Source organism: Microbacterium oxydans (genome assembly GCF_900095745.1).
Classification (GTDB): domain Bacteria; phylum Actinomycetota; class Actinomycetes; order Actinomycetales; family Microbacteriaceae; genus Microbacterium; species Microbacterium oxydans_B.
In genome coordinates, this window is record NZ_FMIR01000019.1 from 599,838 (window position 1) to 621,998 (window position 22,161).

23 protein-coding genes are annotated in these 22,161 nt (G+C 67.7%); all 23 read right to left on the minus strand.

Annotated features, from left to right (window positions below; all coding sequences use genetic code 11):
* Window positions 1-41: 41 nt before the first annotated feature.
* The gene (locus BQ2383_RS18440) at window positions 42-1,148 is read right to left on the minus strand and encodes a hypothetical protein (protein WP_091037265.1); all 1,107 of its coding nucleotides are present in this window, start codon (window positions 1,146-1,148) and stop codon (window positions 42-44) included.
* Complete coding sequence (locus BQ2383_RS18445; protein ID WP_091037271.1) at window positions 1,123-1,728, minus strand: RNA polymerase sigma factor; 606 nt, start codon at window positions 1,726-1,728, stop codon at window positions 1,123-1,125. The genes BQ2383_RS18440 and BQ2383_RS18445 overlap by 26 nt, the downstream gene beginning before the upstream one ends.
* Window positions 1,729-1,840: 112 nt before the next feature.
* Entirely contained in the window at window positions 1,841-2,917 is a 1,077-nt protein-coding gene (locus tag BQ2383_RS18450; RefSeq protein ID WP_140403385.1) for a hypothetical protein, read from the minus strand.
* Window positions 2,892-3,497, minus strand: coding sequence for an RNA polymerase sigma factor (locus BQ2383_RS18455; protein ID WP_091037287.1), 606 nt, complete (start codon window positions 3,495-3,497; stop codon window positions 2,892-2,894). Before BQ2383_RS18455 ends, BQ2383_RS18450 begins: the two co-directional genes overlap by 26 nt.
* A gap of 31 nt (window positions 3,498-3,528) precedes the next feature.
* On the minus strand, window positions 3,529-4,128 hold the full coding sequence (locus tag BQ2383_RS18460; RefSeq protein ID WP_091037290.1) for a GNAT family N-acetyltransferase: 600 nt from the start codon (window positions 4,126-4,128) through the stop codon (window positions 3,529-3,531).
* Window positions 4,129-4,176: 48 nt separating this feature from the next.
* Window positions 4,177-5,097 (minus strand): RluA family pseudouridine synthase, encoded by a 921-nt coding sequence (locus BQ2383_RS18465; protein ID WP_091037292.1) that lies wholly within the window; start codon window positions 5,095-5,097, stop codon window positions 4,177-4,179.
* A gap of 2 nt (window positions 5,098-5,099) precedes the next feature.
* A complete protein-coding gene (gene lspA / locus BQ2383_RS18470; protein WP_091037294.1) occupies window positions 5,100-5,795 on the minus strand; it encodes a signal peptidase II in 696 nt (231 codons plus the stop codon).
* Between the two features lie 8 nt (window positions 5,796-5,803).
* A complete protein-coding gene (locus tag BQ2383_RS18475) occupies window positions 5,804-6,400 on the minus strand; it encodes a DivIVA domain-containing protein (RefSeq protein ID WP_091037296.1) in 597 nt (198 codons plus the stop codon).
* Between the two features lie 181 nt (window positions 6,401-6,581).
* On the minus strand, window positions 6,582-6,881 hold the full coding sequence (locus BQ2383_RS18480; protein WP_029261567.1) for a YggT family protein: 300 nt from the start codon (window positions 6,879-6,881) through the stop codon (window positions 6,582-6,584).
* Window positions 6,882-6,884: 3 nt separating this feature from the next.
* A complete protein-coding gene (locus BQ2383_RS18485; RefSeq protein WP_029261566.1) occupies window positions 6,885-7,358 on the minus strand; it encodes a cell division protein SepF in 474 nt (157 codons plus the stop codon).
* Window positions 7,359-7,401: 43 nt separating this feature from the next.
* Entirely contained in the window at window positions 7,402-8,109 is a 708-nt protein-coding gene (locus BQ2383_RS18490; RefSeq protein WP_091037298.1) for a YggS family pyridoxal phosphate-dependent enzyme, read from the minus strand.
* On the minus strand, window positions 8,106-9,248 hold the full coding sequence (ftsZ, locus tag BQ2383_RS18495) for a cell division protein FtsZ (protein WP_091037300.1): 1,143 nt from the start codon (window positions 9,246-9,248) through the stop codon (window positions 8,106-8,108). The genes BQ2383_RS18490 and ftsZ overlap by 4 nt, the downstream gene beginning before the upstream one ends.
* Window positions 9,249-9,434: 186 nt before the next feature.
* Complete coding sequence (locus BQ2383_RS18500) at window positions 9,435-10,376, minus strand: FtsQ-type POTRA domain-containing protein (RefSeq protein ID WP_091037303.1); 942 nt, start codon at window positions 10,374-10,376, stop codon at window positions 9,435-9,437.
* A gap of 2 nt (window positions 10,377-10,378) precedes the next feature.
* On the minus strand, window positions 10,379-11,779 hold the full coding sequence (murC, locus tag BQ2383_RS18505) for a UDP-N-acetylmuramate--L-alanine ligase (RefSeq protein WP_091037305.1): 1,401 nt from the start codon (window positions 11,777-11,779) through the stop codon (window positions 10,379-10,381).
* 40 nt (window positions 11,780-11,819) lie between these two features.
* Window positions 11,820-12,896: a UDP-N-acetylglucosamine--N-acetylmuramyl-(pentapeptide) pyrophosphoryl-undecaprenol N-acetylglucosamine transferase gene (locus BQ2383_RS18510; protein ID WP_091037308.1), complete on the minus strand. Its 1,077-nt coding sequence runs from the start codon at window positions 12,894-12,896 to the stop codon at window positions 11,820-11,822.
* Complete coding sequence (gene ftsW / locus BQ2383_RS18515; protein ID WP_091037310.1) at window positions 12,893-14,098, minus strand: putative lipid II flippase FtsW; 1,206 nt, start codon at window positions 14,096-14,098, stop codon at window positions 12,893-12,895. Before ftsW ends, BQ2383_RS18510 begins: the two co-directional genes overlap by 4 nt.
* Entirely contained in the window at window positions 14,067-15,602 is a 1,536-nt protein-coding gene (gene murD, locus BQ2383_RS18520; protein WP_091037312.1) for a UDP-N-acetylmuramoyl-L-alanine--D-glutamate ligase, read from the minus strand. The genes ftsW and murD overlap by 32 nt, the downstream gene beginning before the upstream one ends.
* A complete protein-coding gene (gene mraY / locus BQ2383_RS18525; RefSeq protein WP_091037314.1) occupies window positions 15,592-16,698 on the minus strand; it encodes a phospho-N-acetylmuramoyl-pentapeptide-transferase in 1,107 nt (368 codons plus the stop codon). The genes murD and mraY overlap by 11 nt, the downstream gene beginning before the upstream one ends.
* A complete protein-coding gene (locus BQ2383_RS18530; RefSeq protein WP_091037317.1) occupies window positions 16,695-18,107 on the minus strand; it encodes a UDP-N-acetylmuramoyl-tripeptide--D-alanyl-D-alanine ligase in 1,413 nt (470 codons plus the stop codon). The genes mraY and BQ2383_RS18530 overlap by 4 nt, the downstream gene beginning before the upstream one ends.
* Before the next feature lie 27 nt (window positions 18,108-18,134).
* A complete protein-coding gene (locus tag BQ2383_RS18535; protein ID WP_091037320.1) occupies window positions 18,135-19,904 on the minus strand; it encodes a peptidoglycan D,D-transpeptidase FtsI family protein in 1,770 nt (589 codons plus the stop codon).
* 25 nt (window positions 19,905-19,929) lie between these two features.
* Window positions 19,930-20,496 carry a hypothetical protein gene (locus tag BQ2383_RS18540; protein ID WP_091037324.1) on the minus strand — a complete coding sequence of 189 codons (567 nt, stop codon included), beginning with the start codon at window positions 20,494-20,496 and terminating at the stop codon, window positions 19,930-19,932.
* Complete coding sequence (gene rsmH / locus BQ2383_RS18545; protein ID WP_029261554.1) at window positions 20,493-21,431, minus strand: 16S rRNA (cytosine(1402)-N(4))-methyltransferase RsmH; 939 nt, start codon at window positions 21,429-21,431, stop codon at window positions 20,493-20,495. Before rsmH ends, BQ2383_RS18540 begins: the two co-directional genes overlap by 4 nt.
* A 102-nt stretch (window positions 21,432-21,533) precedes the next feature.
* Entirely contained in the window at window positions 21,534-21,965 is a 432-nt protein-coding gene (gene mraZ / locus BQ2383_RS18550; RefSeq protein ID WP_029261553.1) for a division/cell wall cluster transcriptional repressor MraZ, read from the minus strand.
* Window positions 21,966-22,161: the final 196 nt, after the last annotated feature.

The following is a 22,161-nucleotide window of genomic DNA, read 5'->3' on the forward strand; positions in this document are numbered from 1 at the left end:
GGAGGTCGGTGTCGGGGCTCTGTGCCTGCGATCGGCGACCGCTACGGACCCGAATTCACGAGGGAAACGGTGTACGTCGTCCGGATGTCGGGCACGTCTGCGGGCACCATGTCCCCCGACGCACCGGACTGACGGTCGTAACGCACAGTATGGACAGTCACCCATCCCGTCGTTTCGTCGACGCGTATCGTCTCGGTCCGCGGGGAGTACTGTTCTCGGCGAACCTCGAAACTGACGGTCCCGTCGTCTGACGATGTCGTCACAGCGAGGCCACTCAGGGTCAATGCACCCATGTACGCCTCGCGGACATCGGCCGGTGCGAAGTTCGACAGCAACGTGGACGTCATGTTCTCGAGGAGTGCATCGTCCGTCTCTTCCTGGCTGGACGTCCAGGCGCCGACAACCGTCCGTAGATGATCGAGAAGTGCTTGCGGTTCCCGCGGAAGGTCCGCGTAGTACTCCGTCGAACCCATGGGGGGGAAAGCGTCGCCCGCCAGCCCACCCGTGCTCCATGTCTCCCCGACATTGCCGTCCACCGGCATGAGGGTGTTCCACCTCTGCTCCTCATCGGGCCCCTGCACCCCCGGGAAGAGCTTCACCCTCTCGGCCGTGGGGCCGTGCGCCTGATACCAATCGCCCGAGCGATCCGCGGGGACGTACTGCTCGTCGCGATCGCGCGCCAGCAGAGCCGAGACGGGTGGGGACGAGGACTGGGTCGTCCAGGCCCAGGGGAACACCTCCCCTGACGAGGCTGTGTAGTGCAGACGTTCAGTGACGCTGACGATGTGGAGGTATTGTCCCGCCTGCGGGGTCGTACCGGGGAAAGGCTCGGTCGTCCCGGTTCCCGAGGTCGCGGAGGGCTGCGGACTCGGCGACGCCTGCGGCTGCGGCGTCGCTGTCGGTGTCGGAATCGCCTCGACGCGAGGCGGCGGCGCTGTCTCCTGCGTGAAGACCACCACGGCTGTGGCCACCGCGGCTGTGGTCGCCACGGCGCCGGCGATCAACAGGGTTCGATGCGCGAGACGTCGGCGATTCCGCTCCCGGCTCTCGTCGATCCCACTCAGAAGGCGTGCACGAGCCGCGGCTACACGGTCGTCCGTGAGGCTCGCGCTCGTGTTCACCTCACGCACGCGTTCGAAAACGTCCATCGACCTCTCCTTCCTTCTCGCTCACAACTCGTTCTCGGCGGTTCCCTCTGGTCGGATCGAGTCGAGTCCGTATTCGATTCATTCGCGAGCGGACGGTGCCCACAGGTACGCCGAGGGCGACGGCGACCTCCTCATACGTCAGGTCTCCCCAGGCGTAGAGCAGCAGCGTGTCCCGTTCCTTCGCTGACAGCGCGGCGATGCGGGGCGCCAGCTCTCGGGTGGAGATCTCGGCATCGAGGCGAGCGATCGTCCCCTCGAGATCGCCGAGCGACACGTGTTCCTCGCGGTGTGCGGACTCCACACTCGATCGGTGGTGCTTCGCCTCCCGAACTCGGTGCTTCTTGATCAACCGCGAGGCGATGCCGAACAACCACGGCAGCGCGGAGTCCCACGCCGCGTCGAAAGACTTCCGTCGCGCGAAAGCGACCAGGAATGTCTCGCTCAGGATGTCCTCACCGGCATCGGGACCGAGGCGGCGAGCGGCATACCGACCCACCGATCCCGCGTGCCGATCGAACAGTTCAGCGAAGGCTCGGGGTTGCCCGAGCGACCGCTGAATGATCTCGCTATCTGTGCTCACACTATGTATTGCCCCTGAGTCGGCAAACGGTTCGAAATTATCTTGGGCGTCCCGCCGAGTCTATGGCGGAGCCCCGACACCGGAGGTCGGCGCCGGGGCTCAGCCTCGGCCGCTAGCCCTGGGGCGCGGAGTCCACGACGGAGGTGTGCACCGTGGTGACGGAGTCGACCGTGTCTCCTGCGGGCCCACCGATTTCGTAATTCTCCGAGATCGAGTCGACGAGGCCTTGCTCGGTATCGATCGCGATCTTCGTCGTCCGGTGGCCGGGAACGACGTATTGCAGCGTCGCCGTCGAACCGTCCTCCGCCACCACCTCGAATCCGGGGATCAGCGCGATCGCGAGGAAGAACGCCGAGCGCAGGTCGGCCGGCATCAGGTTGATCGCCGACGGGTCGCTGAGACTCGCCACAAGCCAGCGGTCCCCCTCCTCCCCCGTCATCCCCGACTGCGCGCGGAGCCAATCGAGCAGCTTCTGAGGATCCCTCGGCATTTCGTCGTAGTACGGACGGTATCCGTCCGCCAGGTACGGCATCGGCGGTTCGTCGCCTCCCACGGCGAGATACTCGCCCGCCGGGAGTGTCTCGATCGTGCCGCGTTCACGAATCGCGGAGCCGGGCGAGGATGACCACTCCCGTGCCGCCTCCGCGCCACGGGATCCGAAGGAGTCCACGACCTCGGAGGAGCCCCAGTCGTAGAACCAGTCACCAGCCCGGTCGGCCGGGACGTAGAGCACGCGCGTGTCGCGCTCCAGCACGGCGGCGTCGCCGCCGTCTCGCGAGGCGTTGAACGCGAACGTGTTCTCGTCATCGTCATCGGCCCATTCGGCCTTCCAGAAATGGAGGTACTCACCGACGGTCTCGATCCGCAGGTATTGCCCGGGGACGAGTGTGGTGTCCTGCGCATCGAGCGTCACCGCTGACGCGCGCTCCAGCACCTCGGCTGCGGCCGCATCGGGTGCGTTCGGTGGCGCGATGACAGAACCGGCCACGATCGCGGTCACGGCCGCTCCGGCCACGAGACCCCCGAGACCGATCCCGGTCCACGTGCGTCGTTTCGACGACCGCGCTCGCTCCGGACGCGCACTCCGCGCCATCTCTCGCGTCAGCGCCCGTCGCGCCGCGAGAACGGTGTCTTCATCCACACGGGACTCGTCGATCCCGATCTCACGAACTTGTTCCATAAGCTGCATCGCTCTCCTCCTTCGCCATCCATGTCAGTCGGGCTGCTCCGTGCGAGCCGGGCGGTGCGAGCTTGCGACGAACGCGATTCAGTCGGGACCGCACGGTTCCGACGGGCACGCCCAGCGCAGCGGCGATCTGCTCATACGTGAGATCGCCCCACGCGTGCAGCAGCAAGGTGTCGCGATCCTTCGCCGCGAGAGCCGCGATCCGCGGGGCCAGCGCTCGCAGAGCGGCATCGGCGTCGATCCGGGACTCAGATGCGACCTGCGGAGTCTCTGCCGCAACCTCCCCTGCGGACGCCGAGGCCTCGAAGGCCCGCCACTGCCGCGCTTCCGCAGCCCGATGGCTCTTCACCACCCTGGTCGCGATGCCGAGCAGCCACGGCCGCGCCGACTCCGTCCCGAGCTCGAAGGACGCGCGTCGCCGGAAGGCGACGAGGAACGTCTCGCTCAGAACGTCGTCGACGGCGTCCGCCCCGACCCGTCGTCGGATGTAGCCGCCGACGGGTCGGACGTGCCGCTCGAAGATCTCGGAGAAGACTCCGGGTTCTTCGAGCGACCGCTGGATGATCTCGCTGTCCGTGCTCACACTGAGTATTGGGACGATTCACGAAAACGGTTCACGCTTTCTTCGACGCCTTTCGTGAGGCGCCCAGATCGAGCCTCATCAACACCCGAGGGAAGCCGTCGAGGACGGAGCCCGTATCGGCTGCCTTCACGAAGCCTGCGCTCTCGAAGAGCGCTCGCGTACCGACGTACGCCATAGTCAGGTTGACCTTCTCCCCGCCGTTGTCGACGGGATACCCCTCGATCGCCGGCGCGCCGCGCTTCCTCGCGTAGGCCACGGCACCGTCGATCAGCGCGTGGGAGATGCCCTGCTTGCGGTGTCCCGGCCGCACCCGGAAGCACCACAGCGACCAGACGTCCGAATCGTCGATGTGCGGAATGAGACGGTTGCGCGCGAAGCTCGTGTCACGCCGTGGATGCAGCGCCGCCCAGCCCACCGGCTCATCGTCGAGGTAGGCGATGACCCCAGGTGGCGGATCCTGATGGCACAGGTCGCGCACGCGATCAGCGCGCTGCGACCCACGCAGTGCGACGTTCTCCTTGCTGCCGATGCGATAGCTCAGGCAGAAACAGACGTTGGACGTCGGCTTCTTCGGGCCGACGAGCGCTGCGACGTCATCGAACTCCGTTGCTGGTCGAACCTCGATGTCCATGCGATCAGTGTGGCGCACGACGCAGACATCGCCTCGACGAAGCGCGGGCTATTCGCCGCGGAGCACGTCCAGCGCGTGCCGGAAGTCCTCCGGATACGGGGAATCGAACTGCACCCAATCCCCCGTCGCCGGGTGCGCGAACGCCAGCTGATGCGCATGAAGCCACTGCCGCGTGAGTCCGAGACGGGCCGACATCGTCGGGTCGGCTCCGTACAGCGGATCACCGACGCACGGATGCCGGTGGGCGGCCATGTGCACACGGATCTGGTGAGTGCGTCCCGTCTCGAGATGGATCTCCAGGAGCGAAGCACCGGGGAACGCCTCGAGCGTCTCGTAGTGGGTGACCGAGGGCTTGCCGTCGGGAACGACGGCGAACTTCCAGGAGTGGTTCGGATGGCGCCCGATCGGCGCGTCGATCGTCCCGGCGAGCGGATCGGGGTGCCCTTGCACGACGGCGTGATAGATCTTCTCGACCGTACGATCCTTGAACGCCTGCTTCAGCACCGTGTAGGCGTGTTCGGATTTCGCGACGACCATCAGACCGCTGGTGCCGACATCGAGCCGATGCACGACTCCCTGGCGCTCGGGAGCGCCGCTGGTGGCGACGCGGAATCCTGCGGCCGCGAGAGCACCGACGACCGTCGGGCCTTCCCAACCGACCGAGGGATGCGCCGCGACGCCGGTGGGCTTGTCGACCACGACGATGTCGTCGTCGTCGTACACGATGCCGAGTTCGGGCACCGCGATCGGAATGATCCTCGGCGCTTCCTTCGGCTGCCATTCCACATCGAGCCAACCGCCGCCGCGAAGGCGGTCGGACTTGTCGAGCGTCAGGCCGTCCAAGCGCACACCGCCTGCTGCGGCGACGTCGGCGGCGAAGGTACGCGAGAAGCCCATGAGCTTCGCCAGAGCCGCGTCGACGCGAGTGCCGTCCAGACCGTCGGGCACCGGCAGAGACCGGGACTCCACGGTCAGCGTCCTTCGGATGCGGGAGCCGCATCCTCCGATGACGCATCGTCGTCGCTCGAGCGGCCTGTGCCTGCGGCATCCGCCGCTGCATCATCCGCGTCGACGAATTCTGCATCCGTCTCGGTCTCGGCCATGGCGGCCACAGCGGCCGCTTCGGCTTCTTCCTCGGTCTCGATGACGGCGTGGTCGCGCTCGCGCGTCCCGTCGAAGCGGAGCCCGAAAACGACGAGAAGGGCGACCGAGATCATGCCGGTCACGATGAAGATGTCTGCCACGTTGAAGATCGCGGGCATCATCCACGGCATCGAGATCATGTCGACGACGTGCCCAACGGGGAAACCGGGCTCGCGGAGCAGACGGTCCGTGAGGTTGCCCAGCACACCGCCGAGCAGGCAGCCGAGAACGACGGCCCACAGCCGGGACTTGATCCCGAATGCCTTCCAGATGATGATCGACGCCACCACCGCGAGGGCAATCGTGAAGATCCACGTCACCTCGGACCCGAGCGAGAAAGCCGCGCCGGGGTTACGGACGTAGTACAGCTGAAGGAACTCACCGAGAACCGGAACCGGCTCATGCAGGGGCAGGTTCTCGATCGTGAGGTACTTCACAAACTGATCGGCGGCCAGCACGAGCGCTGCGAGAATCGCAACGATCGCACCGGCCGCCGACCGACGAAGGGGCGGGCGTCCTGACAAGGGGCGCCTTACAGACCGATCGCGGAGACGGGCGTGGAGTCCGTCGACGCCGACTTCTCGTCGAGCTCGCGGAGCTGGCCCTCGATGTAGCCGCGCAACTGCGAGCGGTAGTCGCGCTCGAAGTTGCGGAGTTCGGTGATGCGGGCTTCGAGCGTGTTGCGCTCGCGCTCCAGGCGTGCCGACTCTTCGCGCTGCTTCGCCTCGGCCTCGGTGCGGATGCGCGCCACCTCGGTCTCGGCCTCGGCGATGAGCGCATTGCGCTTCGCCTCACCCTCGGCCACGTGCTCGTCGTGGAGACGCTGCGCGAGCTCGATGATGCCGGCGGTCGCGGTCGCGGATCCGGTCGGTGCGGGCTCTGCAGGAACCTCGGCGACGGGCGCGGGAGCTTCGGTCGCGGCAGGTGCGGCGGCCTCGGGGGCCTCGGGGGCGGCACCGGACTCGTAGGCGGCCAGCTTGGCCTTCAGCTCGACGTTCTCCTCGAGAGCCTTGCGCCACTCGATGACGATCTCGTCGAGGAAGTCGTCCACCTCGTCCGGGTCGAAGCCGTCCTTGAATCGGACGTGCTGGAACTGCTTGGTGACGACGTCATCCGGGGTAAGTGCCATGAGTGGCTCCTCTTTCGATGAGTTCGAATGCCAGTATCGATGTATGGCGTGGTCGTGATGTGGCGCGAACCCGGGGCGCGCACCTGGGTGCCAGCATAGTCCCCGCGCCTCAGCGCCGCGATGTCGCGACACTCAGAGTGCACGAACTCGGGGCGTGCCCGACGCGAGGAGCGGGCGGAGTTCAGCGGATGAAAAGCCGCACGATGTTCATGAGGATCAGCACCACGAGCAGCGTGAGCGTGAACCCGAAGTCGAGCGACAGCGATCCGATCCGCAGGGGCGGGATGAGCCTCCGGAAGAACCGGATGGGTGGATCGGTGACCGTGTAGACGGCCTCAGCGGCGACCAGACCGAAACCCTTCGGACGCCATTCCCGATTGAACATCGGGATGTAGTCCAGGATGAGGCGCGCGAAGAGCACGAAGATGTACAGCAGCAGCACCAGATGAACGATGCTCGCTGCGACGGAGACCAGCTCCACGGGCTACGACTGGTCGAAGCCCGCAGACTCAGCGTCTGCGTGTGCGATGCCCCCGTGGCCCGAAACCGCGATGTTCTCCGGCGAGAGCAGGAACACCTTCGAAGTGACGCGCTCGATACGGCCGTACAGACCGAGGGAGAGCCCGCTCGCGAAGTCGATGAGGCGACGCGCGTCGGCATCGCTCATCTGGGAGAGGTTGATGATGACGGGGACGCCCTCACGGAAGCTCTCGGCGATCAGCTGCGCGTCGCGGTACTGCTTCGGGTGGACGGTGAGGATCTCGTTCACGGCTCCTGCAGACGGCTGGCGGACGGCGACGGGGCGACGCAACGGCGTGACGGGGGCCGGTGCCGGCTCCTCGCGGTCACGGTCTCGTTCGCGGTGAGCGCGGGCAGGAGCCTGCGCCTCTTCCTCATAGACCTCTTCCTCGTCGGCGAGGCCGAGATACACCATGGTCTTCTTCAGCGGGTTACCCATCGTGTCCTCCGGTTCGAACGTTTGGGGCTGGTCTTTTCACAGGTTAACCCCGGTCGGGCCGGGGTCCGGTGATTGCGGAGCCGATCCGCAGGTGTGTCGCGCCGGCGGCGATCGCCTCGACGAAGTCTCCGGTCATCCCGGCCGAGATCCAGGTTGCGTCCGGGGCCGCGGCTCGGACGGCATCGGAGACGTCGCGCAGACGAGCGAATGCGGCACCAGGCTCCTCATCGAGAGGAGCGACCGCCATCACGCCGCGCAGGCGCAGGGAAGGCAGGGCGAGCACATGCTCGGCGAGACCGACCGCATCGGCGGGGGCCACGCCTCCTCTACCCGGATCATCCGTCAGGTTGACCTGCACGAGCACGTCGAGCACATCGTCACCGTCGGCTGCTCTGTGCAGGGCATCGGCGAACCGGCCTCGGTCGACCGAGTGCACCACGTCGGCGCTGCGACGGATAGCCGCCGCCTTGTTCGTCTGCCCCTGGCCGATGAAGTGCCAGGCCAGGTCGAGGGCGGCGAGCTCAGCCTGCTTGGCCGACAACTCCTGCTGCCGGTTCTCACCGACGTCCCGCACACCGAGCGCGCACAGCTCCTCGACCAGCGACGCCGGGTGGAACTTCGTCACCACGATCCTGGTGAGCTCTTCGGGATCTCTGCCTGCGGCACGCGCGGCGGCGGCGATCCGTTCGTCGATCGCCGCCAGCCGCGCGGCCAGGCCCGATGGCTCCTGGCCGTCGACCGCCGAGGTCACTTCAGGAATTCGGGGATGTCGATGTCGTCGTCGGCGAACGCCGGCTCGATGCTCGTGGCGGGCACGCGCTGGTGCACGGGCTCCGCCTGTGCAGGCTCGCTCTTCGTCTCGGACTCGTCCGGGAGGGCCACCTCGGGAAGCGTCGCGGCCGACGGACGCGAGACCACCATCGGGTCGAGACGCAGCGACGGTTCCCCGCTGTCGAAGCCGGCGGCGATCACCGTCACCCGCACCTCGTCGCCCAGAGTGTCATCGATGACCGTACCGAAGATGATGTTCGCCTCGGGGTGCGCGGCCTCCTTGACGAGGTCGGCGGCATCGTGGATCTCGAAGATTCCGAGATTCGATCCACCCTGGATCGAGAGCAGCACACCGTGGGCACCCTCGATGGAGGCTTCGAGCAGCGGCGACTCCACGGCGAGCTCCGCGGCCTTGATGGCCCGGTCCGCCCCGCGCGCCGAACCGATGCCCATGAGCGCGGAGCCGGCGCCCTGCATGACGGACTTGACGTCCGCGAAGTCGAGGTTGATCAGACCCGGGGTCGTGATGAGGTCGGTGATGCCCTGGACACCGGCGAGCAGAACCTGGTCGGCGGTGGCGAACGCCTCGATCATCGAGATGCCGCGGTCGCTGATCTCGAGGAGACGGTCGTTGGGGACGACGATGAGGGTGTCGACCTCTTCCTTGAGCTTGACCACACCCGCCTCCGCCTGGCTCTGACGACGGCGACCCTCGAAGGAGAACGGCTTGGTGACGACACCGATGGTGAGGGCGCCGATGGACTTCGCGATGCGAGCCACGACCGGTGCGCCTCCGGTTCCGGTTCCGCCACCTTCGCCGGCGGTCACGAAGACCATGTCGGCGCCGGTCAGGGCCTGCTCGATCTCCTCGGCGTGGTCCTCGGCGGCACGTCGACCCACCTCCGGGTCCGCGCCGGCGCCGAGGCCGCGGGTGAGCTCACGGCCCACATCGAGCTTGACGTCGGCGTCGCTCATGAGCAGCGCCTGAGCGTCGGTGTTGACGGCGATGAACTCGACTCCGCGGAGACCGAGATCGATCATGCGATTGACGGCGTTGACGCCGCCACCGCCGACGCCGACGACCTTGATCACGGCGAGGTAGTTCTGGTTCTGGCTCATGGCCGGCCTCCGATTATTCGAGCCTGGAAAAGGGTGAACCTTAAACCTCAAGTAGAGGTGTAAAGTATTTCCCGGTATTGCGTTCTCTTTGATCGAAGGTAAGCGCCGCCTGGCTCCGCGCGCGCGATCGCCTGGGCGTGTCGCGCCATTCCTTCGCGAAAGCCTTCGGCGTGGCTTCGAAAGCCGTCAGCCGACGACGGCCACCTCGGGAGAAGTGACGTCGATGGAGGCAGCGTCCGGGTTCTTGGCCATCGTGACGGAGAGCGTGAGCGCCTTCAGGGCCGACTCCTCTGCGCTCCCCCAGACCACGGTCAGCCCGGATTCGAGGGTCAGCGTCACATCATCCGCGGTCGTGGCGCGCACGCCTGTGAGAGCGGCACGGACATCTGCCGGCAGCGCACGGACGACGAGACCGGCGCTCTGGAAAGCGCGCGACTCGACGCCGCCGTCGACGTCGATCACCGGCTGGCCCGCCGGTTGATCGGCTGTGGTCGAGAGCGCGACTCCCGCGGCATCGACGAGGGTGTACCCGGCGCCCGATCGGATGACACCGACCGGCGTGCGTTCCACGATCCGCACCGTGAGGTCGTGTGGCGGACGCGCTTCGAGTGCATATGTCTCGATGAGGGGGAAGGCCAGCAGCGCGGCCTTCACCTCACTGGTGTCCACGAGCGCCAGCGGCGTGCCGATCTGGTCGCCGAGCGCCGCCTCGATCGCGGCGGGATCGAGGCTCCCGGCCCCGACCACGGTGATCTTCTCCACCGCGAACAGCGGGCTGTACGCGGCCGCGACGCTGCCCCCGATCAACAGGATCACGGCACCGATGCTACTCAGCCAGATGATCCGTCGACGCCGGGAGCGCTGCGTGAAGCGCCGAATCTCGGAGCGGAGAGCCTTACGTCTGGCCCGTGCTGCACGCCACACGTCCCTGGTCGAGGTCGGCTCCGGCTCGTCCGCGCCGGCAGCGTCGAATCCGTCGTGGGCCGGAGGCTCCGGCACCGACCCATCCGGTTCGGACCGCACCCCGCTGCGGTCGCTCCGCCGTCCGTGGCGTGCCCGTGCTTCTGACGCGTCGCCCTTCTCCACCGGGCTCTCCGGTGCGGACGGCAGCGGTGGGGGACGGCGCATCGCTACGCCTCGTCGGTCCGGCGCAGCGAATCCAGGACCTGCGGGATGATCTGGTAGACGTTGCCGCAGCCGAGCGTCACGACGAAGTCGCCGTCACGGGCCACCGCGGCGGTGTAGTCGGCCGCCTGCTGCCAGTCGGCGACGAAGTGCACATGCGACGGATCGCGGAACGCCGCGCTCACCAGCTCGCCCGTGACACCGGGGACGGGGTCTTCGCGAGCGCCGTACACGTCGAGCATCACCGTGTGATCGGCGAACTCCTCGAGGACGTCGGCGAACTCCTGATACATGTGCTGTGTGCGGGAGTAGGTGTGCGGCTGCTGGATCGCGATGATCCGTCCCGACCCCGCGATGCTGCGCATGGCCTCGAGCGCCGCCCGCACCTCCGTCGGATGGTGCGAGTAGTCGTCGTAGACCGTGACGCCTCGTTCGACGCCGTGCTGCTCGAGGCGGCGCACGGTCCCGGCGAAGCCCTCGACCGCGCGCACGGCGTCGACGAGCGGGTACCCGAGTGCTCGGAGCACCGCGACGACTCCGGCCGCGTTGATCGCGTTGTGCACGCCGGGGACCGCGAGCTGCATGCGCGCCTGCTCATCCCCTTGGCTGATGGTCGCGGCGACCGGTCCGGCCGCGACGATGTCGGTGACGCGCACGTCGGCGTTCTCCGCCTGGCCGAACGTGAGCACGTTCGGGTGGGACAGCCCTGCACCGACGCGGAGCGCACCGGCGTCGTCGCTCGAGATGACGACGGCTTCGGTGGCCGCGTCGGCGAACCGCACGAAAGCGTCGTGGAATGCCTCTTCCGAGCCGTAGTGGTCGAGGTGGTCGGGATCGACGTTGGTGATGAGCGCCACCGCGGTGTCGTACAGCAGGAACGTGCCGTCGGACTCGTCGGCCTCGACGACGAACAGGTCGCCCGTGCCCGTGGCGCTCGAGGTGCCGAGCTGTTCGATGACGCCTCCGTTGACGAAGTGCGGGTCGGCGCCGAGCTCGCGCAGTGCCGTGACGATCATCCCGGTCGAGGTCGTCTTCCCGTGGGCACCCGCGACCGAGACCAGCCGCCGCGAACCGATCAGCCAATGCAGCGCCTGCGACCGGTGGATCACGTGCAGACCGCGCGCCTTCGCCGTCACGAACTCGGGGTTCTCGGGCCAGATCGCTCCGGTGTGCACGACCGTGTCGGCATCACCGAGGTGGGCGGCGTCGTGGCCGACGTGCACGGTCGCCCCGGCGGCTGCCAGGGCGCGCAGATTGTCGCTGTCCGCACGGTCGCTGCCGGAGACGCGGATCCCCGCGTCGAGGAACATCTTGGCGAGGCCGCTCATGCCGGAACCACCGATGCCGATGAAGTGCGCAGCGGTGATCGTCTCGGGAATGGGGAGGGTGAGGTCGGGTCTGATCATGTCCGCTTCAGTCTACTTTTCTTCGATGTCGTCGACCGTGTCAGACCGCGTCCAGCGCGCGGTCGATCAGCCGGATCACGTTCTCGGTGCCGTTGCGCGTTCCCGCCGTCTCGGCCGCTGCGGCCATCCGGTCGAGCTTGTCCCGGTCCCCCAGGATGGGCACGACGATGCGCCGCACGGCGTCGCCGTCGAAGGTCGCGTCGTCGAGGAGCTCGGCCGCACCCGCCGCCACCGCGGACGCCGCGTTCAGACGCTGCTCGCCGTTGCCGACCGAGTAGGGCACGTACAGGGCGGGGATGCCCAGCGCACTGATCTCGCTGACCGTCGCCGATCCGGACCGCGAGACGATCAGGTCCGCGACGGCGAAAGCCAGGTCCATACGGTCGACGTAGCGCCGCAGTGCGTACCCCTCGGCCCCAGGATCGGCGAGTTCGCTGCGCTCACCCGTCACGTGCAGGAGCTGCCACCCGGCCGCCAGGACATCGCGCCAGGAATCCTCGAGGGCCTCATTGAGGCGCTGAGCACCGAGCGAGCCGCCGAACGCGAGCAGCACCGGGCGATCCGGGTCGAGACCGAAGTACTCCGCGGCCTCCGCGCGCGCCGCCGCACGATCGAGCGTGATGACCTCCTGGCGCAGCGGCATCCCGACCGTCTCGCTGCCCCGGAGCGGCGTGCCCTCGAACGCGACGCCCACGGCCGCGGCACGGCGGGCCCCGAGCACGTTGGCGAGACCGGGCTTGGCGTTGGCCTCGTGCACCACGAACGGCACGCCCTCGCGCCGCGCAGCCACGTAGGCGGGGGCGGACGCGTAGCCGCCGAATCCGACGACGACATCGACGCCGTGTCGGCGGATGTGCGCGCGCACCTGAGCGATCGCCTTGCGGAACCGCATCGGGAAGGCCGCCGCCTGGCGGTTCGGACGACGCGGGAACGGGACCTTGTCGACGATGAGCAGTTCGTAGCCTCGAGCGGGCACCAGCCGGGACTCGAGCCCCTCGGCCGTACCGAGCACGAGCACGGTGGCATCGGCGTCGCGTTCACGAAGTGCGTCGGCGACGGCGAGCAGGGGATTCACATGGCCGGCGGTGCCACCGCCGGCGAGGAGGTACGAGGTCACCTGGTGACCCTACCCCGCTCGGCTGAGGGCTTCTCGACCACGGGAATGGTGCGCGCGAAGGCGAGCAGCACGCCGCAGGCGATCAGCACGGCGAGCAGGGCCGTACCTCCCTGAGACATGAACGGGAGCGGCACTCCCATCACCGGGAACACGCCGATGACGACGCCGATGTTGAGCACGGCCTGACCGACGATCCACACCGTGATTCCGCCTGCCGCGACGCGGATGAAGGGATCAGGCGTCTTCCGGATCACATGGAAGGCACCGACCGTGAAGAACGTGAACAGCGCCAGGACGACGATGCAGCCGATCAGCCCGAGTTCTTCCCCGACGATCGCGAAGATGAAGTCGTTGCCGGCGGCGGGCAACCATCCGTACTTCTCCTGGGAGTTGCCGAGCCCGAGCCCGAATATCCCGCCCGATGCCATCCCCCAGATGCCGTGGATGGACTGGTAGCAGTCGCTCTCGTACAGCGCCATGTTGTCGCAGGTCGCCGTGATGCGCCGCATCCGGTCCTGGCTCGACAGCGCGTAGGCGAGGACCGCGCCGATGCCGATCACCACCGGGATGATGAACAGGCGGAGTTTGACGCCCGAGAAGAAGAGGCAGCCCAGCAGGATGAGAACCAGCACCATCGCGGTGCCGAGGTCCTTCCCGGCGAGCACGGTTCCGATCGCCAGCGCCCCGACCGGGATCACGGGGATGAAGACGTGGTGCCAGGTGCCGAGCATGGCCTGCTTGCGCAGCAGCACCGCGGCGATCCACAGAGCCAGTGCGAGCTTCAGGAACTCGGAGGGCTGCAGCGTGAAGCCGCCGATGTCGATCCAGTTCCGGTTTCCGCCGTCTTCGATCCCGAGCGGGGTGAACACGAGCAGCTGCAGGGCGACGGCGCCGAACAGCGCGGGCCACGCCATCTTCTTCAGGAACGCGACGGGTAGACGGCTGATCAGGAACATCAGCGGGACTCCGAGGAGCGCGAACACCCCCTGGCGGAGGACGCCGCCCATCGGATCGGATCCGCTGGCCACCGCGGTCGCGCTGGTCGCGGAGAGCACCATGACCAGGCCGAAGAGCGTCAGCAGCAGAGCGGTCGACGCGATGAGGAGGAACTCGGTGGACACCGGCGTGAACCGGCGTCCGAGCGACACCCTGGCGGCGAGTCCGCCGGACTCAGAGCGCGGAGGGCGGGACACCTGCGTCATCGGCGCTCCCCCGGTCTATCCAGCCACGCACCGCCTCGGCGAAACGGTGACCTCGATCCGCGTAGCTCGAGAACTGATCGAACGATGCCGCCGCCGGGGCCAGCAGGACTGTGCCCTCGCCTTCGACGATCCCCGACGCGATCTCCACGACACGGTTCATGACCTGTCCAGTCTCGCCAGCATCGACCTCGAACACCGGTACCGACGGCGCGTGTCGCCGGAATGCCGCGACCACGGAGGCCCGCTCGACCCCGATCACGACTGCCGCTCGAGCCGTCGCACCGACATCGGCGACCAGGTCGGCGATGTCGACGCCCTTCAGGTCACCCCCGACGATCCATACCGCTCCGGGGTAGGCACGCAGCGACGACGCCGCGGCGTGCGGATTGGTGGCCTTGGAGTCGTCGACCCAGGTGATGCCCGCATGCCGCGCGATGACCTGGATGCGGTGCGCGTCCAGGCGGAAACTCTGCAGCGCCGTGTGGATCGCCTCCGGTTCGACTCCGAGCGATCGCGCCAGGGCACTGGCGGCGAGGATGTTCTGGACGATGTGCGGAGCTGCGAGCCCGACCTCGTCGAGGGCCGCGATGGTCGTGAGTTCGAGGGCGCTGCGCGCGCGGTCGTCGAGGAAGGCCCGATCGACGATGAGCCCCTCCACGATGCCGAGGTCGCTCGGTCCGGGGATACCCAGATCGAAGCCGATCGCGCGGGCTCCTTCGACCACCTCGGCTTCTTCGACCATGAGCCTGGTCGCCTCATCGGCCTTGTTGTAGACGCAGGCGACGCGGGTGTTTCGATAGACCACAGCCTTCGCGTCGCGATACGCCTGGGCGCTGCCGTGCCACACCAGATGGTCGTCGGCGAGGTTGAGGCACACGGCCGCGTGCGGGAAGAGCTCACCTTCGGGCCGCGACTGGCCGAGGTACCAGAGCTGGTGGCTGGAGAGCTCGACCACGAGCACGTCGAAGCCGGCGGGGTCCCGCACCGCATCGAGGACGGGTACGCCGATGTTGCCGCAGGGCGCCGCCCGCAGGCCGCCCTCGACCAGCAGCGAGGCCGTCAGCTGCGTCGTGGTCGTCTTGCCGTTGGTCCCGGTGATGAGCACCCAATCGGCCGGCGTTCCGTCGGCGCGCACCACCTTGTCACGGACACGCCAGGCGAGTTCGACATCGCCCCAGATCGCGATTCCCGACTCCTGGGCCCAGCGGATCACGGAGTGCGACGGCGAGAAACCGGGCGAGGCGATCACCACTTCGGGGGCGAAGTCCACCAGTGCGGCCGGCACGTCGGCCAGGGAGCCGAGTTCGAGCGCGGCACCGATCACCGGGAGCAGGCGCGCGTACTCCTCTTCTGCGGACTCGCTGAGCACGAGCACCTCCGCACCGAGCTCGGCGAGGGTGTCGGCCACCGAGAAGCCCGTCATCGACAAACCGAGCACGGCGACGCGGAGATCGCGCCAATCGGCGTTCCAGCTCGTGAGTCCGCTGAGCCGATCAGTCGACACGGGTGAGCCACTCGACGTAGAAGAGGCCGACGGCCGAGACCGCGAGGAGTCCGGCGATGATCCACATGCGCACCACGATCGTGACCTCGGACCAGCCGCGCATCTCGAGGTGGTGATGGAAGGGACTCATCAGGAACAGCCGCTTGCCGCGCGTGATCTTGAAGTACGCCCGCTGCAGGATGACGGAGCCGGAGGACAGGACGAAGACGCCGGCGATCACCAGCAGGAGGAGCTCGGTGCGGGTCAGGATCGCCATCGCGGTGATCACGCCGCCGATCGCCATCGAGCCGACATCGCCCATGAAAACCTTCGCCTTGGGCGCGTTCCACCACAGGAATCCGATGAGGCTGGCCGCGACCGACGCCGCGATGATGGCCAGGTTGAACGGGTCGCGCACCTCGTAGCATCCGCCGAGGGCGTCGGGATCGCCGCCGATGCAGGGCTGCTTGAACTGCCAGAACGCGATCACGCTGTAGGCGCCGACGACGATGACTCCGGCCCCGGCGGCGAGACCGTCGAGACCGTCCGTCAGGTTCACACTGTTCGAGGTCGCGACGCCGATGATCGAGATCCACACGAGGTAGAGGATCCAGCCGAGCACGACGCCGAAGGCGAAGAGGTTCAACCAGGTGATGTCGCGGAAGAGCGAGATCGCGGGGCTCGCCGGCATCTGCCCCCATTTGTTCGGGAAGTTCAGAGCGACGATGCCGAAGGGGACGATGACGAGCAACTGGCCGATCACCTTGCGCCAGCCGGACAGGCCGAGGCTGCGCTGGCTGCGGACCTTCATGTAGTCGTCGATGAAGCCCACGGCGCCGAAGCCGACCATCAGCCAGATCACCAGGATCGCCGAGAGTGCGGGCACCTCGCCGCTCACCAGCACGCCGGTGAAGTAACCGACGATGGATCCGACGATGAAGATGACACCGCCCATCGTGGGCGTGCCGCGCTTCGCCTCGTGGCTCGGATTGTGCACTGACTCCGGGGTGCGGATCACCTGCCCCCAGCCCCACTTCCGGAAGAGTCGGAGGAAGACAGGAGTCAGGAACAGGGTGAAGGCGAGCGAGATCGCCGCCGACATGATGAGAGACCTCACGAGAACAATTCTCCCAGACGATCGCCGAGATGCCGGAGGCCCACGGAATTGGATGACTTCACGAGTACGCGGTCGCCGTCGCGGAGTTCGGTGCGCAGGTACTCGAAGGCTGCGTCCTGGTCGGCCAGGTGGATGGCCTCACTGTCCCAGGAGCCCTCGCCGACAGCAGCGAGGTAGAGCCGCCGCGCCTCGGGGCCGACGACGACGATGCGTTGGATGTTGAGTCGGACGGCGAGCAGACCGATCCGGTCGTGCTCCTCCCCTGCGCTCTCTCCGAGCTCGGTCATCGCGCCGAGGACGGCGACGGTGCGCTCCTCCGGCCCGGTGATCTGCGCGAGAGTCCGCAACGCCGCGGACATCGAGTCGGGGCTGGCGTTGTAGGCATCGTTGATGATCCGCACGCGGTCGCTGCCCAGCGGCTGCATGCGCCACCGCTCGGCGATCTCCACCGTCTCCAGGCGCGCGACAGCGTCTACGGGAGTGACGCCGACGACGAGCGCTGCGGCGATGGCTGCCAGCGCGTTGGACACGTGATGCGCGCCGAGGACCCGCAGGCGCAGCGTCAGGCGGTCGCCGCCGACCTCGACGGTGCAGGTCGTGCCGGAGGCGGAAACGGAGATATCGTGCGCGCGGACATCGGCACTCGGACCCTGCCCGAAGCCGACGACCTGCAGGCCACGCGCTTCGGCGAGCTCCTGCATGGCGGCGACCCTGCTGTCGTCGACGTTGAGAACGGCGGTCCCGGGCACGCGAGCCGCTTCGACGAGCTCGGCCTTCGCCTTCGCGGTTGCTTCGATCCCCCCGAATCCGCCGGCGTGAGCCATGCCGACCATGAGCACGACAGCGACGTCCGGCTCGACGAGACCGGCGAGGTGCGCGATGCTGCCCGGTGCCGCCGCCCCGAACTCGCTCACCAGGAACCGCGTGTTCTCGGTGACGCGGAGCATCGTGACGGGGGCGCCGACCTCGTTGTTGAACGACTTGACCGGCGCGACGGTTTCGCCCTCACCCTCGAGGATGCGTGCGAGGAAGTTCTTCGTGGTGGTCTTGCCGTTGGATCCGGTGATCCCGATGATGCGGAGGGAGCCGCCGGCACGCACACGTGCCACGACCTCTCTGGCCAGCTCTCCCAGCGCCGCGACGGCGTCGGCGACGACGATCTGGCTGACGGGGACATCGACCGGGTGCTCCACGATCGCCAGCACCGCGCCGGCAGCGACGGCAGCTCCGACGAACTGGTGACCGTCGGTCTCCGCTCCGGGCTTCGCGACGAAGATCGAGCCGGGGACCATCGTCCGCGAGTCCGTGTCGACGAGGCCGTCGACGACCGTCTCGGCCGTGTCTTCTCCGGCCACGCGCAGATCACCGCTCACTGCGGCGGTGATCTCAGCGAGCGTCAGGGCGATCATTTCATCTCCATGCGCGGCTCTCGCCGACTATCCGAACTTGGGAAGGAGCTCGTCCATCGGGACAGAGGACGGCATCACGCGATACGTTTTCATCACCTGCGTCATCGCCTTCTGGAAGGCGGATGCGGTGGCCGCGGACGATACAACCTTAGTCGGCTCGTCCAGGGTGACCACGACGACGTACTGGGGATCATCCACCGGCGCGAAGCCCACCATGCTCGTGTAGTACACGCCGTTCTTGTAGCCGCCGTTGATGGGGTCTGCGACCTGAGCGGTTCCGGTCTTGCTGGTCACGCGGTAACCGGGTACCTGGATCCGCTCGGCGTTTCCACCCTGCACGGCCACGTTCTCGAGCATGCGCGTGATCTCGGCCGCGGTCTGCTTCTCGATGATCTGCTCGTGCTTCGGCTTGTCAGGCGTGGCGACGGTGCCGTCCGCCTTCGTGCAGGACTCGACCAGGGAGAGATCGATCTTCTCGCCGCCGTTGGCGATCGCCTGATAGGCGCCGGCGAGCTGTGCGGCGGTGACCGTGTAGTACTGGCCGAAGGTCGTCGTGTAGAGCGACTGGCTGTCCCATTCGCTGACCGGGTGCAGTGTTCCCCCGACCTCGGAGGGGAAGTCGATCGTCTTGTCGCCGACCCCGAACCGCTCCAGGTAGTCGTAGCGCACCTCGGGACTCACCTTGGTGCCGAACTTCGACAGCGCCACGTTCGAGGAGTCGATGAGTCCACCGGCGAGGGTGTAGTTGTACGCCGGGTGGTTGAACGCATCGTTGATCACGGCGCCGTTGGGGAACGTCTCCCGCGACGACGCGGTGACCGTGCTCAGGGGCGTCAGTCCCGCGCCCTCGATGACGGCGGCGGCGGTGATGGCTTTGAACGTCGATCCCGGCTCGAAGTCCCGGTGGAAGATCTGGCTGTATCGCGTCTCGGGCGTCGAGGAGTCGAGGTCGTTGGGGTCCAGGGACGGCCACTCCGCCGCCGCTCGGATCTTCCCCGTCTTCGCCTCGACGACGGTGACGGTGCCACCCTTCGCTCCCTGCTTGCGCGCCTCTTCGCCCACCATCTGCTGCAGGTACCACTGCAGATCACTGTTGATGGTCAACTGCACCGAGCCGCCGTCGACGGCATCCACCGTGCGCTCGCTTCCCGGGATCACGACGCCGTTCGCGCCGCGGCGATAGGACTCCTCGCCGTCGATCGGCGCCAGGCACCCTTCGCCCAGCTGCTCGACACCGGCCTGCGCCGTTCCCGAACCGTCGAGGAAGCCGAGGATGTTGCCGGCGACCGCGCCGTTCGGGTAGACCCGGGTCTCCCGTCCCTCCATGTGGAGGTAGGCGAGCTTCAGGTCGCGCAGCTCGATGTACTGCTCGGTGGTGAGGGACTTCTTCAGCGGTGCGTACTGACTCTGCGAATCCTTCGCGAGTGCATCGGCGACGAGCGCGCGGACCTCGTCGCCGGTCTGCCCGGTGATCGCCGCGATCTTCTCGGACGCTTCCGCCCAGGGAACCTTCGGGTCCTTCTCCTCGAACTGGTTGATGACGAGCGGGCTGAGTTGCGCGTCGTACACGAGCACGCTCGAGGCGAGGACCGTTCCACCGGCGTCGACGACCGATCCGCGCTGACCGGGGATCTTGTCGCCCGCGCCGATCTTGGTGAGCGACTGAGCGACGTGCTCGTCAGCGCTCACGACCTGGATGTCGACCAGACGCACCACGAAGGCGGCCAGCACGGACAGGATGACCGCGAGGGCGACGACGGTGCGTCGCCGCGGTCCGCGGGTGGCTCGTGTCGTCATGCGTCTCTCCGTCGATCGTGGGCGTTCAGCGTGTGGTGGGGCTCGGGAGTCCGTCGGTGATCGCCGGCGGCAGATCTTGAATGACCTCGCCCGACGCGCCGGCATCCGTCGCCGTCTTCGTCTCCGGTGGCGAGGGCTTGACGATCAGCGAGTTGCTCACGGCACCCGCTCCGCCCGGGTTGACGGTCGACGTCCAGTCCGCTCCGGCCCCGGTGCCGAACACCGCGCCATCGCTGAGGCGCAGGTACGACGGCGATCCCGCCACCACCATGCCGAGCCCCGCAGCACTGTTGGCGAGTACCTGCGGCGAGCTCAGACCGGTGAGCTCCTCCTGGAGAGCGTGCGTCTGCAGACTCAGCTCACGCTGCTGGGACGAGAGACCGGCGAGTGTGAACGAGTCCTGCGTGATCGCGAGCGACAGCGCGACCTGGGCCGCGCCGATCGCCAGCGCACCCCCCAATGCGACGAGTGCGTAGGCGAGCTTGGGCTTGCGGCGGACGGCAGGCGAGCTGACGGGCTGAAGTCTCCGCTGCGGCTCGCGGGCGGGTGCGACCGGCTGGACCGGTTTGCGGACGACGGCGTTCAGGCTCATGCGCTCTCCCGCAGCTTCTCGGCGGCGCGGAGCCGCACCGGTATCGCCCGCGGGTTGCGCGCGCGTTCTTCGTCGGAGGCGAGTTCTGCCCCCTTGGTGAGGATGCGGAACTTCGGAGCATGCTCGGGAAGCTCGACGGGGAGCCCTGCCGGAGCAGTCGAGGCTGCGGCAGCGGCGAACGCCTGCTTGACCAGGCGGTCCTCGAGCGACTGGTACGACATCACGACGATGCGTCCGCCGACGCCGAGCGCATCCATCGCGGACGGGATGGCATCGGCGAGCACGTTGAGCTCGGTGTTCACCTCGATGCGCAGGGCCTGGAACACCCGCTTGGCCGGGTGCCCGGCGCGCTGAGCGGCTGCCGGAGTCGCGGCGATCAGGATCTCGACCAGCTGGCCGGAGCGGGTGATCGGCTGCTTCTGCCGGGCATCGATGATGAAGCGCGCATAACGGCCGGCGAGCTTCTCCTCGCCGTACCGCTCGAAGATGCGACGCAGGTTGCCCTCGTTGTACGTCGCGATCACGTCGGCCGCCGTGACGCCCTTGGTCTGATCCATACGCATGTCGAGCGGAGCATCCTTCGAGTACGCGAATCCTCGCTCGGCCTCATCCAGCTGCAGCGAGGAGACGCCGAGGTCGAAGAGGATGCCCGCGGCCCCCTGGGCATGCAGGCCGATCTCGTCGTACACCGTATGCACGAGCGTCACGCGGTCTTTGAAGCGCGCGAGCCGCTCCCCCGCGATACGCAGGGCGTCGGTGTCGCGGTCGAGTCCGACGAGGCGGATGTTCGGGAAGCGCTCGAGAAGCGCCTCCGAGTGGCCGCCCATGCCGAGCGTGGCATCGACGAGCACCGCGCCGTCCGCCTGGAGGGCGGGAGCGAGCAGCTCGACGCAGCGGTCGAGCAGTACGGGGGTGTGAATGTCTCGGAGGTTCATGATCTTTCTCGGGGTGACCTTCGGCTCTGATCCCCCTCCGCTTCTCGACCCGGCACCGGGGAAGTGTGTCGGGGCGGGAGCGGCGGGGCATCACAGCCGTGGTCAGAAGAGTCCCGGAATCACCTCCTGCTCGAGGTCCGAGTAGGTCTCCTCGCCGGCGGCGAGGTAGGTGTTCCAGCTCTCGGCATCCCAGATCTCGGCGTGTGCGCCGACTCCGGTGACGATGAGCTCTTTCTGCAGACCTGCGTACTGACGCAGGTGCGCGGGGATGGTGATGCGGTTCTGGCTGTCGGGCATCTCCGCGCTCGCACCGGAGAGGAACAGTCGCATGAAGTCACGCGCCTGCTTGTTGGCGAGCGGGGCCTGACGGATCCGCTCGTGCATCGCCTCGAACTCGGCCGTGCTGAACACGTAGAGGCAGCGTTCCTGGCCTCGGGTGACGACGATGCCGCCGCCGAGGTCTTCGCGGAACTTCGCAGGAAGGATGACCCGTCCCTTGTCGTCCAGCTTGGGTGAGTGCGTACCCAGCAGCATCGGCCACCACCCCCTCTCCGTCCGGCCAACTCGAGGTGCGCCCCACTTTACTCCACTTTCCTCCACACACCTACGACCAATCCGCAGATATCGCACCATCGGCCCGAAGCGCGCGCCGAAGAACCGCGGAATTCCGCGGTGGAGGAAGGTGGAGGCTCAGTGGAGGAGCAGAGCGGCGCGCGCGTTAACGACAGAA

Coding starts and splice junctions, on each gene's coding strand:
- mraZ (WP_029261553.1), bottom strand. CDS start 21,965: ATGCTGCTGGGTACGCACTCACCCAAGCTGGACGACAAGGGACGGGTC.
- BQ2383_RS18540 (WP_091037324.1), bottom strand. CDS start 20,496: ATGAGCCTGAACGCCGTCGTCCGCAAACCGGTCCAGCCGGTCGCACCC.
- ftsZ (WP_091037300.1), bottom strand. CDS start 9,248: ATGAGCCAGAACCAGAACTACCTCGCCGTGATCAAGGTCGTCGGCGTC.
- BQ2383_RS18535 (WP_091037320.1), bottom strand. CDS start 19,904: ATGACGACACGAGCCACCCGCGGACCGCGGCGACGCACCGTCGTCGCC.
- rsmH (WP_029261554.1), bottom strand. CDS start 21,431: ATGAACCTCCGAGACATTCACACCCCCGTACTGCTCGACCGCTGCGTC.
- BQ2383_RS18500 (WP_091037303.1), bottom strand. CDS start 10,376: ATGCGCCGTCCCCCACCGCTGCCGTCCGCACCGGAGAGCCCGGTGGAG.
- ftsW (WP_091037310.1), bottom strand. CDS start 14,098: ATGACGCAGGTGTCCCGCCCTCCGCGCTCTGAGTCCGGCGGACTCGCC.
- BQ2383_RS18460 (WP_091037290.1), bottom strand. CDS start 4,128: ATGGACATCGAGGTTCGACCAGCAACGGAGTTCGATGACGTCGCAGCG.
- BQ2383_RS18475 (WP_091037296.1), bottom strand. CDS start 6,400: ATGGCACTTACCCCGGATGACGTCGTCACCAAGCAGTTCCAGCACGTC.
- BQ2383_RS18485 (WP_029261566.1), bottom strand. CDS start 7,358: ATGGGTAACCCGCTGAAGAAGACCATGGTGTATCTCGGCCTCGCCGAC.
- BQ2383_RS18530 (WP_091037317.1), bottom strand. CDS start 18,107: ATGATCGCCCTGACGCTCGCTGAGATCACCGCCGCAGTGAGCGGTGAT.
- BQ2383_RS18440 (WP_091037265.1), bottom strand. CDS start 1,148: ATGGACGTTTTCGAACGCGTGCGTGAGGTGAACACGAGCGCGAGCCTC.
- murC (WP_091037305.1), bottom strand. CDS start 11,779: ATGATCAGACCCGACCTCACCCTCCCCATTCCCGAGACGATCACCGCT.
- BQ2383_RS18450 (WP_140403385.1), bottom strand. CDS start 2,917: ATGCAGCTTATGGAACAAGTTCGTGAGATCGGGATCGACGAGTCCCGT.